Source organism: Marinobacter sp. LM1 (assembly GCF_042763285.1).
Lineage (GTDB): Bacteria > Pseudomonadota > Gammaproteobacteria > Pseudomonadales > Oleiphilaceae > Marinobacter > Marinobacter nauticus.
In genome coordinates this window covers 1,589,134-1,603,652 of record NZ_CP114373.1, presented here as the reverse complement: position 1 = coordinate 1,603,652, position 14,519 = coordinate 1,589,134, and the positions used below count along the sequence as shown (strand labels likewise).

Here is a 14,519-nt window from a genome sequence, read left to right as displayed (position 1 = left end):
TAGATACTGCTTGAACTGTTTCTATATTCCAAGGCTTCTTGTCGCATTTTGGTACATAGCCGGAGTTTAGATTGATGCTTGCCGCCATGTCTTGAGTCAAATTACTTTCTGGATGCGACAAGATAAGTCGCACAGGTATCCTAAACTGCTCCTAAATTAATGATAGGATGCGCACTAACAGGTTCACCGGCTGGAGGCTATGGCGTTTCGTTTTCGCAGAACCGTTAAGATTTTCCCGGGTGTTCGGTTGAACCTCGGTAAGCGTGGTGTGAGCGTGTCTGCCGGTATGCGCGGGGCCAATGTCACGCTGGGACGAAACGGGCTTTATGGCAACGTGGGTGCTCCCGGTACCGGTTTGTCCTACCGGGAAAAACTGCTCAAGAACCGCCAACTGGGCGGGCCTTCAGCCAGTGCGAACGGGGACCATCCGCAAAGCTCGCCTCTGCCGCCCATCGCCGAGCAAATTGCCCAGGTTCAGCTCAATACGGCAACGGGGGATATTTCCATCCTGGACGCAGATGGCCAGGATCTTGGCAACGAAGCCATGGCGGCGGCCAAGGCCTATGCCCTCGACGCGCTTAAAGATACTCTCAATGAACAGGTTGATACCCATAACCGGATGATGGCGCGCATCGGCGCGATTCACCTGGGCACCCCTGCGTCCGATCAGTTTCCCAAATTTCTCTCGGAACCCTTCGACCTTCCCGAACCTGTTCGACCGGTGCCTCGCAAGCCGGACTGGAAAGCCTGGTTTTGCCCCGCTCGCCGAAGGGCCATTATGGAGAGCAACCAGCGAAAGCTCTCGGAGTACCAGCGCCAGCGGGTTCAGTGGCAATCTGACCGGGAACACCACCAGCGCAAAGAAACGCAGCGGGCTACGCTGTACCAACGGGCCGTGCAAGGCAGTTTGTCTGCGATGGAGTCGGTGTTGGATGACCACTTGATGGACATCGACTGGCCCCAGGAAACCAGTCTGTCGCTTGAGCTGAGCGACGATGGTAAAACGCTGATGCTGGATGTGGATCTGCCGGAGATTGAGGATTTCCCAAAAACCGAGCTGCGGATGTACCAGCGGGGCACCGGGGTTTCCGTAAAAGAGCTATCGGATACGGCGCTCCGAAAGCTCTATATGGCCCACGTGCACGGCATGGGATTTCGGCTGATCGGTGAGGGATTTGCCTGTGCGCCGTCCGTCGAGACCGTGGTGCTTTCCGGTTTCACCCAGATGACCAACCGCGCCACCGGCCGGGTTGAAGATCGCTACTTGTACAGTGTGAAGGTCAACCGCGACACCTGGCGCCAGATTCACTTCGGCAACCTTGAAGCGGTGGACCCGGTTGAGGCCCTTGCCGCGTTTGCATTGCGGCGGGATATGACCAAAACCGGGATTTTCCGGTCTATTGAGCCTTGGTCTGCCGGGTCCGTTTCAGCCCCTGCTTAAGCGTGGCTTCAATCTCTTCCCGCAACCACGCCGGCTCCAGAATATCGCAATGCACCGCCTGAGCGGTGAGCCACCAGCGCAAGTCCTGGGTGTCGCCCACGGTGACGGCCATTTCGAAGGTCTGGTCATCAACCTCGGTGGTGATCTGATCAAATCCCAGTGGGGATTCGATCAGGTGGTTCAGCACCGGTTTGTCGCAGCGTAACTTCAGATACACCGGCTCATCGGATTTCAGGATGCCCATAGCGCCGGAGTGGATGTACAAATCCAGATCAAAATCTTCCGGGCGCTCGATGAGCTCTTCCACCACTTCACCTGCCGTCGCCCTGTGCAGCACCAGCTGGCGAACCCCTTCTCTACCGTCGATAGTGCCGATCAGGTACACGTTCGGGTCCCGGAATATCAGCCCGAACGGATGCACCACAATCTCTTCCGGTTCCGGCCAGCTGCGGGCCTGGTACGTAAGTTTGCACTGGTACTCCCGGAGCAAGGCTTCGGTGACCGCTTCCAGAACATCGGCATCAACGGGCGGGCGCGCACCTCCTAATCCCCGATTGATCACCCTGACCCGGTCTGGCCATTGGCCCAGGGGGTTCTTTTCACGCAACAGCGTGCGGTGGGCTTCATCGAAGTGGGGCTTTAAGTGGGACAGTGCCCTTGGGGGTAGCATTGGTGAGAGGTAGGCCTTCGCCAGCTCAAACGTGAGTGCTGCTGGCAGATCCAGCGCCGGGATGATGTCCATGGTGGCATTGCGGTCGAACGACCAGCGGTAAGGCCGGGAGTTTTCATCGACCAACAAAGGGAAATCCGCACTCAGCTTTTCCAGATCCCGCTGGATCGAGCGCATGGTGACCGAAAAGCCCTGCTCTTCCAGGCGGCTCGCCAGTTCGGTGGTGGTGATGGATCTTGGGTACCGGGGCACCATCCGGAGCATGGTGAGGTAACGAACGGCAGTGCTGGACATGGCGGGATCCTTGTCTTTTCTCGAAGTCGACAGCTTAAGCGACACATTCTGACGCTACGTCATGCTAGATTCTTGTGCTGGTCAAGTAAAGCCAATGGCCAACTCTGCCAACGACACAAGGAACCCTGCACTGAACAAACACAAATTTGCCGCCCTCCTGCTAGAACATGGGTTTACCCCAAAAACCTACGATTTCGACTCCACCATGCTGGGGTTCCAGCACGACATCTTTAATGCCCTGATCCACAACGACCCTGTGTTCAGCGAGCAATCATTCATTCGCGAGCAGCCCGATTGCCCCGATGCCCTATTGCGCTGCGAGCTCGTCACCCAGTCAGAGGATCTTTCCGCAGCCGTTCAGCATTTCTATGCCCGATGGTTTGAGGAGCTTCGCTATTCGAATTCTGTGCTGGAGTTGCTCAATCTGGAGATGCACGAAGATGCCGCTAGCATTCACGTGCTAACCATCAGCAAAGCCAATGCGATGACGTTTGTCTTTAACATCCAGCGAGGTGCGTGATGATTCTGATTTTAGCTGCGTTGGGTGCGGTGCTCTGGGTTGTGGTGTCGATGCTGTGCATCAGCTATTTCAATGACCACGGTGTCGGTTGGGAGGAATGGGAAGCCTTCCCGGTGTGGTTAAAGATTCCGATCCTGGTGGTTGCGCCGGTGTTTTTTATTTCCTGGTGGGTTCGCTAAAAACACCTAACCATCGGCAGTGATAACCTCCTTATCGCCTACCGGCTTCAAGTCATGAGTACTCCGCACCGGCTCGCACACCAGCGGTGCAGAAATATGCGCTCGCATCAGCCCCCGAAAGGCATCCGTCTCGTGAAACTCAGGATCCAGCCACAAATCAAACTCTTCTGGCCGGAGCATCAGTGGAATGCTTTTCGGGTGGATATGGCTGAACCTCGGGTGAGGCGGCAGTGTGATGACGGTGAAGGAATTCACCTGCTCGTCCCCGAAATGCCAGGATTGCCAGAGCCCCGCCAGTGCCGTGGCCTCATTCTGCGGGTGAATGTTGTAAACCTGCTTACCTTTCCATTCGTGAAATGCGCTGACTGGAATAATGCAACGCTTGGTCGCATACACCTTTTTCCATAACGGACTGCTGGTCAGCCGATCGCTGCGGGCATTGAAGGTGTGAAATTTCGGGTTGGGCCGGAAACCATAGCCGTTCGGGTTCGGCTCAATTAATAGCGACCAGATCCCTTGTAGCAGGTACCGGTCATCCGCCGCTTCTATGACAAACTCACCGATTCCGCCTGGTGGTACATTGTGTTGAGGCCTGGGTGCAATGCCAGACAGCCCCAGTTGTTCCATCAGCGTTTGGACTTCCGGAGAGTCGCTTACGTTGTACCGTCCGCACATAGCTGTATCCTTGGCCGTTCTTTCCGAGGCAGTGTAGTCAAAGTTTTACGGCTCAGGCGACCCACACTGTCGTATCGCTGGATTATCCTGCCTGAAGATCGTCGAAGAGCTTGATTGTATGACCAGCACCACCACCGTTTACGACCTGAGCCAGATACTCAATTACCCGATCCGGGTTGAGGTTAATCGTTGGGATTCAGAGCATCCCCTGCGTTGGGCCAGCTATAACGATGAGGGTCAGATTGCCTCTGGCCAGTTCCTGGAGCCGCCCGGGTTACCGCTGTTTACGCTGGAAGATGATGAAGGAAGGCGCCTGTGTGATGCCCTGCCGAAAGCAGTATCAGCCATCACTGCGTTGATGCCCGCCATGGACTTTGTGCTCGCACAGGCCTGTGCGGCTTCGGCAGCGGCTCGGGAATTGGCCGAGGACGCTCCTCTACTGTTTATCCTGGCGGTGGATCATGCGCGTGAACAGTCCTGGTCGCTCGAACGGTTTAACGCGTTTCTGGCCGGTAAACGCACCGATATTCTTAAAGCAGTTGGGCTTCCGGGCAGCAGATCCCTCGTTCGATTAGTCCGTCGCCTGGCCTTGTCGCCTTTATTACCCTGGGAGCTGGAAGATATTCGCGCCGCACTTCAGAACCCCGAGTACTTAGCCTTGATGCGGCACCACCCTCACCTCCATGTGAACCACCTTCGTTTGCTGAATCGCGTTCGGCAACCGTTGTGGCCCGGATTGCTGAATCTGGTGGACGAACACACCTCGGCTGTGGAGCTGTCCTGGCTATGCCGGATGATTCGGGATTCGCTCGCCATGGCCGGCGGTAACGAACAGGCCCTTGCTGCAATTCATTCCAGAGAAACCCTTCAGGCCCAGCACGACCGCTTGGTTGAACGCTTTAACCGGGCAAACAGCCGAAACTCCGAAGAGAAGCGCCAAGACCTGGCGAAGGAGCTTTCTGAGGAGCACGGCGACTATCCGAAACCGCCTCTCGCCCCAATCGACGGTATAGAGCCGTTGGGTTCCTGGCTGGAGCTTCTGAAAGAAGGGGCAACCATGCGCCATTGCGTCGGCAGCTATGACGTGCCGGTCGCCCTCGGGGAAGTCTTCATTTACCGGATGGTCCACCCGGCGCGTTTAACCATATCGCTTGAGTATCAGAATAAAACGTGGGTGATCGGCGAGGTTCGCGGGGTGTGTAATTCAAGCCCGTCAGAGGGTGCTTTGGATTGGATTCGGCGGTGGGTGGATACTGGTCGCAGAAGTTAGCTGCGGTGGTGAGTTGCGTGCGAAAAAACTCATCTTCGCGTCGGCAAGATTGGCTAGGCTGATCTGTCTCGAACAATGTTTAAGCAAAAGGACGGCAGTCCATGTGCATTCAAAACCGTATTAAATACCCGTTATCCCACGGCGGCCTAACAGGCGCCCTTGCTGGATTTAGGGGCAGTCGAAGAGCGTACCTGTCCGCTCTCATGTTTGACAATTTTGAGGAACTGGATACCGCTTATACACTGTTGACCGGCTTTTGCCCGAAACACCGTGTTCGATTTGAAACCAGTGCCCTCCACCTTTTCACCAAATCAAAGATCTCATCGTGTCAGGTGTGCGATTGGGAGAATGGTTTCAGGAGAACCGAGCCGTGGACTGAAGAGCGCGTTGAACGGTTGCTGTGTTCGGTTAAATCCACCTGGTCACTGGTTCGAGAGAATCCGAAACAAAACCGGATTCTAATCATGAAAGATCGCTTGACCCTCGTATGCGAAGTCAAGGATCGAGAGGGACTCCAGTGTGTAGGGCCTCATAGGAAACCGACCGTGCAATCGCTGCGAAATATTCAATCCCTCGCAACACGTCCTGATCACGTGATGTGTCAGGGTTCAGTGTGTGATCAAAAAAAGAGGGGAAAATCATGCCGAGTAGGACAGCAGTCCATGGAGAAACGACTTTTCGATCGGGCTAGCGCCTGGAAGATTCTGCCGAATGGCGCATCAAAAATATCCGACGACTGGGTAGCCGAGCATAAGCCCTGTGGTGTTCAGGTCATTTGCGGCGGTGGTACATTGGCAAGAAATGAGCCTAATTGCCCACTCTGTACGAGTTTTCGCTCTACCATTCGGCTGCATCGACCTCACGTTGACGCGCCCAGGATTCTGCAGGCAATCACTGAGGGCCGTGTCGAATGGGCCTCGGCTTCGAACGTTCCGTCAAGAATCCATCGTGGGGTTCCACTTCCCGTGCGGTGCGTCGTCTGTGATACATCATATTCACCACAGCTGCACGAACTGAACTATGCCTTCCACGGGTGCCCGACGTGTAAGAAAATCGCAAGTGAGAGCAACGCGACTATCCTGTTTTCGGAGATTGATTCATTAACCACCACAAAGCTCGGCAATTTCCAACGCCGGATACGTGGCGCGCTGGATGCCCGGGTGCACATAGAGAAACGCGGAGGGCGCCTTGCGCCTGATGCGGTCTACCAAAACAGTTCCACGCGGATTCACTTTTTCTGTCCTTATGGTCATGAAGCTGCTGTCTCACTCGATAAACTGCGGGGGGGAAGTTGGTGCCAACAGTGCCATGATTTACACAAATCACTCCCTGAAGTCATCACTCGGACCATCGTGGAAATCATTATTGAGGAACCGATGAAGAAGGTCCGTCCCGACTGGCTCCGGTCTTCCAAAACAAACGAACGCTTAGAGTTTGATGGGTTGAATGAGAGTGGAAGCATCGCTTTGGAAGTCCAAAGCAAATATCACCTCAAACCAGAACAGCAAGGTCGTGATGAAGATAAAGCGAAAATCGCTGAGCAGCGGAACATTGCTCTTATCCTAGTCTGGGACCTAAACCCGGGCTGGGCGCCGGATAGAATGTTTGATCACGTTGAGGAAGCAATTCGCGAAGCGGGCCTTGAGGTGCCGGCTTATGACCGAAGCCTGCTTGATCTCGCCAAGATTTACAGGGCGCACGAGATGCGACATACACTTCTTAAAAAAATAGAGGATCGTGGTGGGGAACTGCTCTCGGATTTTTTCGGTATAGATTCGCACGTATCCATTTGGTGTGGGCATTCGGAACATTCCGAATGGACAACAAAGCCGGCCTCCATTATATATCAGGACACCTGGTGCCCATCCTGCGCCGCAGAGCGTTTAGCGTTGCAGAAACTAGCTGATTCAGAGGCGGAGTTTGAGCGCTGGTTACGCGAACACAGCTCAGTTCGTGTCAACCTCACTGACGGCCAGTATCAAAACGCTACGGTGAAGCATCGTTTTTTTTGCGACAGCTGTCACTGGCCCAACGAATTGAGTTTTCTACAGATTAAAAGCCGTCAAAAAGACCCGCAGTTCGAGGGCCGGTGGTGCTCCTTTTGCAGGCAAGTAATTTCCTCGCAACTTAAGCTTGCGGCCGATCAAGCTTTTTTCGTGGGGTTAGTAAAAAGGGCTGAGCGTTTGTGCAAAGTCCTCGGCTTCGTCATCGTCGCCAATCCTTCTCGGAGGGCATGCGGAAGATTCGAACTACAGTGCCAGGAAGATGCTTTCCATCGCCTGAAGAGGACGATTTATCAGTTGGAGCGCCTTGAAGAGAAGGTTAGCACCTCACCATCCTACGTAGCCTGCGATCAGTGCCGGGGTGATCACCGGAAAAAAAAACAAGATGCCCAAAAGCTCGCAGCGGATCTGGGTGGAGAGTTTCTAGATGCAGAATTTTCCTCGGTTAAGACACTGCATCGATGGCGGTTTGATGGCGTGGAGATCACCCGTAGCTACGATGGCTTGAACCGTATTCGGCGGAACCGAATTAAGCAAGGTTTAGCAGTCCCTTTCGTATACCAGCCGGGGCAGAACAAGCCTTGGACCTGGAAACAAGCGGACGCCATGGGCAGACTGTTAGGCCTTCGCCTGAAGCCAGGTCAGACCATCAGCGGCATCCATAGGCAATATGAGTGGGAAGGCTCAGAGAAGCCCCTGACCCTCAATTCCATCGAAATGCGGGCTCGAAAAAAGTTCGGGAAAGATGCGGTCAAGCGGATTCGTCAACGATTGTCCCATCCCGCATAACTGATCGACAGTTCGGCCCGCCCGGACATCATAGCGAAAAGGCAGAAAAACTCTCCGACATGCGGTCAAGTGGCTCCTCGGGTCGCAAAGCGAACGTTCAGATTTCGGAATAACGCTGAGCACAGCGGCACCCTTGGAGTGGCGACGAAGGAGCCACGGAAAGGGTGTCCGGCGGCCGTAGGCCGCGTACTGCTGCGACTTGTTAATTGCCAACGGTCACCCCCGCATCCAGAACCCAACAGCGGTCATTGTGCGTGTAACCAATCTGACCATAATACGAGTTGGCTGCCGGTGCAGCGATGAGTATTAATTTGCAGAGCGGCCCCAGTTGCTCCTAGGTCAGTGACTGCAGTCGTTTGCCTATTCCTGACCGCTGATAACTCTGATGAACTGCCAAATCTGACAGGTTGCGTATTCCGGCCCATCGTGACCACCCATTCCGTTTGAACGTGACCGCCTGTTCCGGGCGATCGTGACCACTGATTCCGTTTTATCGTGACCGATTTCGGGTGCTTTTCCGGAATCGCCGGTCACGATGCCGGAATCACCGGTCACGTTCCTCCGGAATCACTGCCAACACGCTGGAATTCTTCAACTTTATCCGGCATACCTGTTTCTTTTTCATCACGAGGAAGGGCGGATGCCGGCAGCGAGGATTTCCATGCGACAGATCATCGAGGTCTTGCGCCTCAAGTACGAAGCGGGCCTAAGCCATGAGCGCATTGCCCGTGCCTGCGGGCTCTCCAAGGGCGTGGTCGGCAAGTATGTCAGCCTGGCCACTGCGCAGGGCATCACCTGGCCGTTGCCGGAAGGCACGGATGAAGTACGGTTAGAGGCCCTGCTGTTCCCGGCCAAGACACCCCCATCTCGATTTGCTGAACCCGACTACTTCCAGGTCCATCAGGAGCTGAAGACCAAGGGCGTCACCCTGCAACTGCTCTGGGCCGAATATGTGGAGCGCCACGGCGACAAGGCCCGCCGGTACAGCCAGTTCTGCCATCACTACCGGCTCTGGCGCGGCCGGCAGAGGCGCAGCATGCGCCAGGTCCACCGGGCCGGTGAGAAGATCTTTATCGACTACTGCGGTCCCACCGTGCCAGTGGTGGACCGCAGCACCGGTGAGATGCGCAAGGCCCAGGTCTTTGTGGCCGTGCTGGGCGCGTCCAGCTACACCTTCGCCGAGGCCACCTGGAGCCAGAGCCTGCCGGACTGGATCGCCTCCCACCAGCGGATGCTGGCGTTCTACGGCGGGGTAGCTGAGCTGTTGGTGCCCGACAATCTCAAGGCAGCGGTTACCAAGGCAGACCGATACACGCCTCAGATCAACGAGACCTACGCCGAACTGGCCGCCCACTACCAGACCGCCGTATTGCCAGCACGCCCTTACAAACCCAAGGATAAAGCGAAGGCCGAAGCCGCCGTGTTGCTGGTCGAGCGCTGGATACTGGCCCGGTTACGGCACCGGATGTTCTTCTCCCTGGCCGAACTGAATACGGCCATTGCGGATCTGTTACCGGCCCTGAATCAGCGCCCGTTCCAGGGACGCTCCGAGAGCCGCCAGAGCCTGTTCGAGGCACTGGATCGTCCAGCACTGAGGCCTCTGCCTGCAACACCTTACGTCTATGCCGAGTGGCGCAAGGCGCGACCCGGCATCGACTACCACATCGAGATCGACAAACGCCTGTACAGCGTGCCTCACGCCCTAGTGGGGGTGAAGCTAGATGTTCGGGTTACCGATACGTCCGTTGAGGTCATGCACAAAGGCCAGCGGGTGGCCCTGCACCCTCGGCATGGCAAGGGCCGCTTCGTCACCCTGACCGAGCACATGCCTAAGTCCCATCAGGCCCATCAGAACTGGTCGCCCGGGCGGTTCCTGAACTGGGCCACTGACATCGGTCCCGCCACGCTCGACGTGGTACAGCGACAGCTCAAGGATCGTCCGCATCCCGAGCATGGCTACCGGGCCTGCCTGGGGCTGTTGAACCTGAGTCGACGCTACAGCCGTGACCGCTTGGAGCAGGCCTGTAGCCGAGCACTGGCCATCAACTCGGCAAGCTACCAGAGCATCAGCTCGATCCTGAAGCAGGGTCTGGATCAGCTGCCTCTGCCACTGAACGAGGAAGAACCGGAACTGGCCGATCTGCCCGTTCACACCAACGTTCGCGGGTCCCGCTACTACCACTGATACCGGAGAAACTGATGTTGACTCAAAACACCCTCGACACCCTGCGCCAGCTCAAGTTGACAGGCATGTGCGATGCCTTGGAACAACAACGGGCACAGCCCGACACCCACGACCTGGCGTTCGAGGAACGCCTGGCCTTACTGATCGACCGGGAGGTGCTGCACCGGGAAAACCGCCGATTAGAGCGGCTGCTGAAGGCAGCCCGGTTGCGAGTGCCTGCCTGCGTGGAAGACATCGATTACCGCCATCCACGGGGGCTGGAACGCTCCCGCATGGCGGGCCTGGCCAGCTGTGACTGGATCCGCCAATCCCTGAACCTGTGCATCACCGGCCCGACCGGTTGTGGCAAGACCTGGCTGGCGTGCGCCCTGGGCAACCAGGCCTGCCGGCAGGGGCTCTCGGTTCGCTACTTGCGAGTGCCGCGCCTGTTCGATCAGGTGCGCATCGCCCACGGCGATGGCAGCTACGCGCGGCTGATGAACCAGTTGCTGAAGACCGACCTGCTGATCCTGGACGACTGGGGCATGCAGAAGGTAACCGCGCAACAACGACAGGATCTGATGGAAGTGATTGAAGACCGGCACGGGCGAGGCTCAACGCTCATCGCCAGCCAGTTACCAACCGAACACTGGCACGACTACATCGGCTCCGCCACGCTCGCCGACGCCATTCTGGACAGGCTCCTGCACGGCGCTCACCGACTCAATCTGAAGGGGGAATCACTGCGAAAAGCGAAAGCACAAAACACGGAATCGGTTGACCCATCGTGACCGCTCAGAGTACAAAACTAGCTCCAGCGTGATGGCCGTGTGCGAATCGGTCACGATCCCCGGAATGACCGGTCACGTTCGCCGGAATACGCACAGGTAGCAGGCATAGTGGGGTATAGGACAAATAAAGCGCCTTTTCGCTGAAATCCTATCATATGAAATCCGTGCATGAACGGCCCAAAGGTCCTTTCGGAGCCAGAATTCAGCCTTTTCCGTTCGGTAGCGTAGGTATTGGCTGTCGGTTTTTCATCGGTTTTCTTGAAAGATGCACCCAGCAGGCGCGTCTCATCCTGCCGTGTTGGGGCAAGTCGTTGGTGAAGGAGAAAGAGTGGTGGTTTAGAGCTGGAACAGCGCCGCCTGATCCGGCGGCGCCCTCGCTTCATGGACGCGGGGTAACGGCAGCGATTCCTTCATCGCCAGATGTTGCAGAATCTTCTCGATCACGGCAGGGTCTTCGATACAGGAGACCACCTTGACGTGCCCGCCGCAAAGCTCGCACTTTTCTATGTCGATGTTGAAAACGCGCTTCAATCGTTGCATCCAGGTCATGGCTTTGCGGCGTTCGGCAATGGTCTTTTCTGAGCATCCCTGTTTCGCAAGTTTCCTCCCCTTGCCTCTTTTTGCTGGCGTGATCAGCGCCCGAGGTTTACTGTTGGGGGCGAAAATACCGTGGAACCGCGTCAGGTTCACACGCGGTTTCGGCACCAGCGCCGCTAGCCGCGCCATGAAATCCAGGGGATCGAAAAACACATGCGTGGTGCCATCACGGTACGGCGTCTTCAGTTCATAGCGAACTTTGCCATTGCTGGTGAGCGCCAGCTGCTTTTCCGACACCGCGGGCCGAGAAATGTAGCGGCACAGCCGTTCCAGCACGTCACGTTGGTGGGCTTCGGCCATGACTCCGGCGTGCAAGGAAAATCCCGCTTGTTTGGCCACACGGTCTGATACTCTGGGGGTATCCAGACGGGGTGGCAGGCTTTGCAAGGTGAACACCTTGCGTCCTTTCTGCGGCCCCATTGCGATGCGGTAAGTGATCGAATGCCCTTGCAACTGGCCGAGGGCATCATCCTCCTGATCGATGGCATCCAGAAGTAAATAGGTGTTTTCATCGTCACGTTGCAGCCAGCCTTTTTTCTCCAGAACCCGAGTGACGCGATGAGAGAGCTGATGCACCAGAGAGCTGAGTTCCTCTATCGTGGGGGCTTTGACGCGGTGAAAGCGCATGACGCCGTATTTGTCCTCCGCGTAAACGCCGTCGAGAAACAGCATGTGAAAATGAATGTTCAAGTTCAGTGCAGAGCCGAAGCGTTGAATCAGGGTGACAGCCCCGGTATGGGCAGTACGCTTGTTGAACCCGGCCTTCTTGACCAAGTGGGTGGCCACCGTGCGATAGACGATCTCCAGCACTTTGCCCATCATGGCGGGTTGCTGGGCAAGCAGAAAACGCAATTCGTAGGGGAAACTCAGCACCCACTGCCAGATGGGCTCTTTCGGCAGCACTTCATCAACCAGCAAGGCGGCGGACTCCGCCATTCGCCGAGCACCGCAACTCGGGCAGAACCCCCGTCGTTTGCAACTGAAAGCAACCAGGCGTTCATGCTTGCAATCTTCGCAGCACACCCGCAAGAATCCGTAATCAAGCCGACCGCATTTGAGGAACTCGTCGAACTCCTGCTTAACGAAGGCAGGCAGCGTTTGTCCTTGAGCTTCGAGCTGGGCACGAAACGCGGGGTAATGGGTTTCGATGAGTTGATAGAGCAGCGTTTCTTCTGGCCGGTGGCGCTCGTAGGGGCGCGTCGGAGCAGGCGCGGCCATCCTGGCCAATGGCATGATGCAATCCCTTGATGCTGTACGCATATACAGCTTAACAATTGCTCAGAGGTTTGGACAGGGGCAGAAAGGGGTGCCGATGCTCGGACGCAGGCTGGATGCCAGGGTGATGTAGTGTTTATATTTTGCTGAGAAGTTAGCAGCCTGTTGAAATTCGGTGTAATGACTGCGCGCACTGCGTTGTGGAGGCAGTGATCGCGGTCGAATAAGCCTTACTCAGGCCGTCAGGCCGGTGAAACAGCCCGATTTGGCGGACACCGGGCGCACCTCTCCTGTCAGCGCGTTCATGCCGCTGTGCCTGCAGCCAGCAATTTCGGCAGGCGTACCAGGTTGCTGGCCGCCATGGCCAGCTGGAACAGTGCGTCGACACGTTCCAGTCCGCGTTGCTTCACCTGGCGCAGGCCTGCCGCTGACTTGAGCCAGCCGAAGTGGGTTTCGATCCAGGCACGGATCTTCTGACTCAGACCGTAGCCGACATGGCGCGTGGTGCGGCCATCAATGGCACTACGCCGGCCACGGGTGTTCTGCGCCACATGGGGCGTTACGCCGAGGGCGCGACAAGCGGCCACGAAGTCTGTTGTGTCGTAGGCCTTGTCCGCAGCCAAGGTGCGCCGCCGCCGACCATCCAGTTTCCCCAGCAGCGTCAGCGCGGCTTCGCGCTCACCACGACCACTGGCCAGGGTCACATGGGCACCGCGCACCAGACCGCTGCGGTGCTCCATCAGCACATGGCCCAGGTAGCTCAACTGGCCCTTGAAAACGAAGCTGTCCGAGCAGCCAGCCAAGACCAAAAACACCAAGATCAGCCGTACCGATCCGGACAGTGGCTATATGGTTCGGGAAGGCAAGCCCAAGAGCTTCTTCTACCTTGATCACCGCACCGTCGATGGCCGCAACGCCATCATCACCGACAGCTACGCCACGCCGGCCAACCTGCACGACAGCCGCCCCTACCTCGACCGGCTCGATCGACAATGTGAGCGATTTGGCTTCGATGTCTGGGGTGTGGGCCTGGATGCGGGTTACTACACGGCAGGTATCTGCAAGGGCCTGGAAGACCGGGGCATCTATGGGGTCATGGGTTACCGGCGACCAAACAAGCCCAAGGGCTATCTCCCAAAGCGGGCCTTCACCTATGACGCTGAAACGAATACGTATCGCTGCCCGCAAGGTCAGCAACTGACCTACGCCACGACCAATCGGCTGGGCTACCGTGAGTACAAGTCCAATCCGGCTCACTGCAAAGACTGCCCACTATTAAGTCAATGCACGCGCAGCGCCAACCACGTCAAAGTGCTTACCCGGCATGTCTGGCAGGACAGCAAAGACCGAACAGATAGTTACCGGTTAACCCCGTGGGGCAAGGCGCTCTACAAACGACGACAGGACGTGGAGCGGTCGTTCGCCGATGCCAAACAGTTGCATGGTCATCGTTACGCTCGATTGCGAGGGCTCTCGATAGTGCGTGAACAGTGCCTGTTGGCCGCCGCTGCCCAGAATATGAAGAAGATCGCGCAGATCCTGGCGCGTCTTTTATGGCTCAAATCCCTTGGTATACCTGGATTACAGAGGCCCATCCGGAAATGGGCCCAAAAACTGGTCGATCTGGCGTGTTGGGAATCCGGGCCAGGGTGTGGCCGATAACCTCCTTGCGGGTGACTGCACGGACTTCCGCCAGGCGCGCAGGTGGCAGCGCCTTGACTGTCGACTCCTGAAGCAGGCGGTTGTACCCGACCGGTTGCATGGCTCAGTTCCTTCTTGAATACCGTTTTGCGCTTAGGAAACTTTGTGCGAATCCTGTTTTTATTGCGCAGATTGGCATTATTACCATTTTTTTTGTGCGGCGGCCTGTTTCACGAATCCTGATGTGTTTACTGGCATAAGGCAGGCGCT

The 14,519-nt window shown here is 56.7% G+C and carries 10 protein-coding genes and 2 pseudogenes; 8 read left to right on the top strand and 4 right to left on the bottom strand.

The genetic code is table 11. From position 1 onward, the window contains the following. The first annotated feature begins 199 nt into the window (after nucleotides 1-199). A complete protein-coding gene (locus OZ656_RS07555; RefSeq protein ID WP_278351271.1) occupies nucleotides 200-1,441 on the top strand; it encodes a DUF4236 domain-containing protein in 1,242 nt (413 codons plus the stop codon). Here OZ656_RS07555 and OZ656_RS07550 read toward each other — a convergent pair. Then, a complete protein-coding gene (locus tag OZ656_RS07550) occupies nucleotides 1,398-2,405 on the bottom strand; it encodes a YafY family protein (RefSeq protein WP_278351270.1) in 1,008 nt (335 codons plus the stop codon). The two genes, OZ656_RS07555 and OZ656_RS07550, sit on opposite strands and share 44 nt — an antisense overlap. 94 nt (nucleotides 2,406-2,499) lie before the next feature. Between OZ656_RS07550 and OZ656_RS07545 the strand changes: the two genes are divergently transcribed. Further along, nucleotides 2,500-2,925 carry a hypothetical protein gene (locus OZ656_RS07545; RefSeq protein ID WP_278351269.1) on the top strand — a complete coding sequence of 142 codons (426 nt, stop codon included), beginning with the start codon at nucleotides 2,500-2,502 and terminating at the stop codon, nucleotides 2,923-2,925. Then, nucleotides 2,925-3,104, top strand: coding sequence for a hypothetical protein (locus tag OZ656_RS07540; protein WP_278351268.1), 180 nt, complete (start codon nucleotides 2,925-2,927; stop codon nucleotides 3,102-3,104). Before OZ656_RS07545 ends, OZ656_RS07540 begins: the two co-directional genes overlap by 1 nt. Before the next feature lie 6 nt (nucleotides 3,105-3,110). On the opposite strand, the gene OZ656_RS07535 is transcribed toward OZ656_RS07540, so the two are convergent. Continuing rightward, complete coding sequence (locus tag OZ656_RS07535) at nucleotides 3,111-3,779, bottom strand: SOS response-associated peptidase (protein ID WP_278351267.1); 669 nt, start codon at nucleotides 3,777-3,779, stop codon at nucleotides 3,111-3,113. 118 nt (nucleotides 3,780-3,897) lie between these two features. On the opposite strand from OZ656_RS07535, the gene OZ656_RS07530 reads away from it, so the two are divergent. The 4 genes from OZ656_RS07530 (at nucleotide 3,898) to istB (ending at nucleotide 10,796) form a co-directional block, all read left to right on the top strand. Then, the gene (locus OZ656_RS07530; RefSeq protein ID WP_278351266.1) at nucleotides 3,898-5,049 is read left to right on the top strand and encodes a PcfJ domain-containing protein; all 1,152 of its coding nucleotides are present in this window, start codon (nucleotides 3,898-3,900) and stop codon (nucleotides 5,047-5,049) included. A 662-nt stretch (nucleotides 5,050-5,711) separates the two neighbouring features. Then, the gene (locus tag OZ656_RS07525) at nucleotides 5,712-7,841 is read left to right on the top strand and encodes a hypothetical protein (RefSeq protein WP_278351265.1); all 2,130 of its coding nucleotides are present in this window, start codon (nucleotides 5,712-5,714) and stop codon (nucleotides 7,839-7,841) included. A gap of 661 nt (nucleotides 7,842-8,502) precedes the next feature. Beyond that, nucleotides 8,503-10,026: an IS21 family transposase gene (istA, locus tag OZ656_RS07520; protein WP_375172572.1), complete on the top strand. Its 1,524-nt coding sequence runs from the start codon at nucleotides 8,503-8,505 to the stop codon at nucleotides 10,024-10,026. Nucleotides 10,027-10,040: 14 nt separating this feature from the next. Next, nucleotides 10,041-10,796 (top strand): IS21-like element helper ATPase IstB, encoded by a 756-nt coding sequence (istB, locus tag OZ656_RS07515; protein ID WP_375172571.1) that lies wholly within the window; start codon nucleotides 10,041-10,043, stop codon nucleotides 10,794-10,796. A gap of 336 nt (nucleotides 10,797-11,132) precedes the next feature. Here the strand turns inward: istB and OZ656_RS07510 are convergent, their stop codons facing one another. Then, complete coding sequence (locus OZ656_RS07510) at nucleotides 11,133-12,626, bottom strand: IS91 family transposase (protein ID WP_379945150.1); 1,494 nt, start codon at nucleotides 12,624-12,626, stop codon at nucleotides 11,133-11,135. A gap of 284 nt (nucleotides 12,627-12,910) precedes the next feature. Continuing rightward, a pseudogene (locus OZ656_RS07505) lies at nucleotides 12,911-13,375 on the bottom strand (transposase); the annotation flags it as partial. Between the two features lies 1 nt (nucleotide 13,376). On the opposite strand from OZ656_RS07505, the pseudogene OZ656_RS07500 reads away from it, so the two are divergent. Further along, nucleotides 13,377-14,270, top strand: a pseudogene (locus tag OZ656_RS07500) (transposase); the annotation flags it as partial. Between the last annotated feature and the right edge of the window lie 249 nt (nucleotides 14,271-14,519).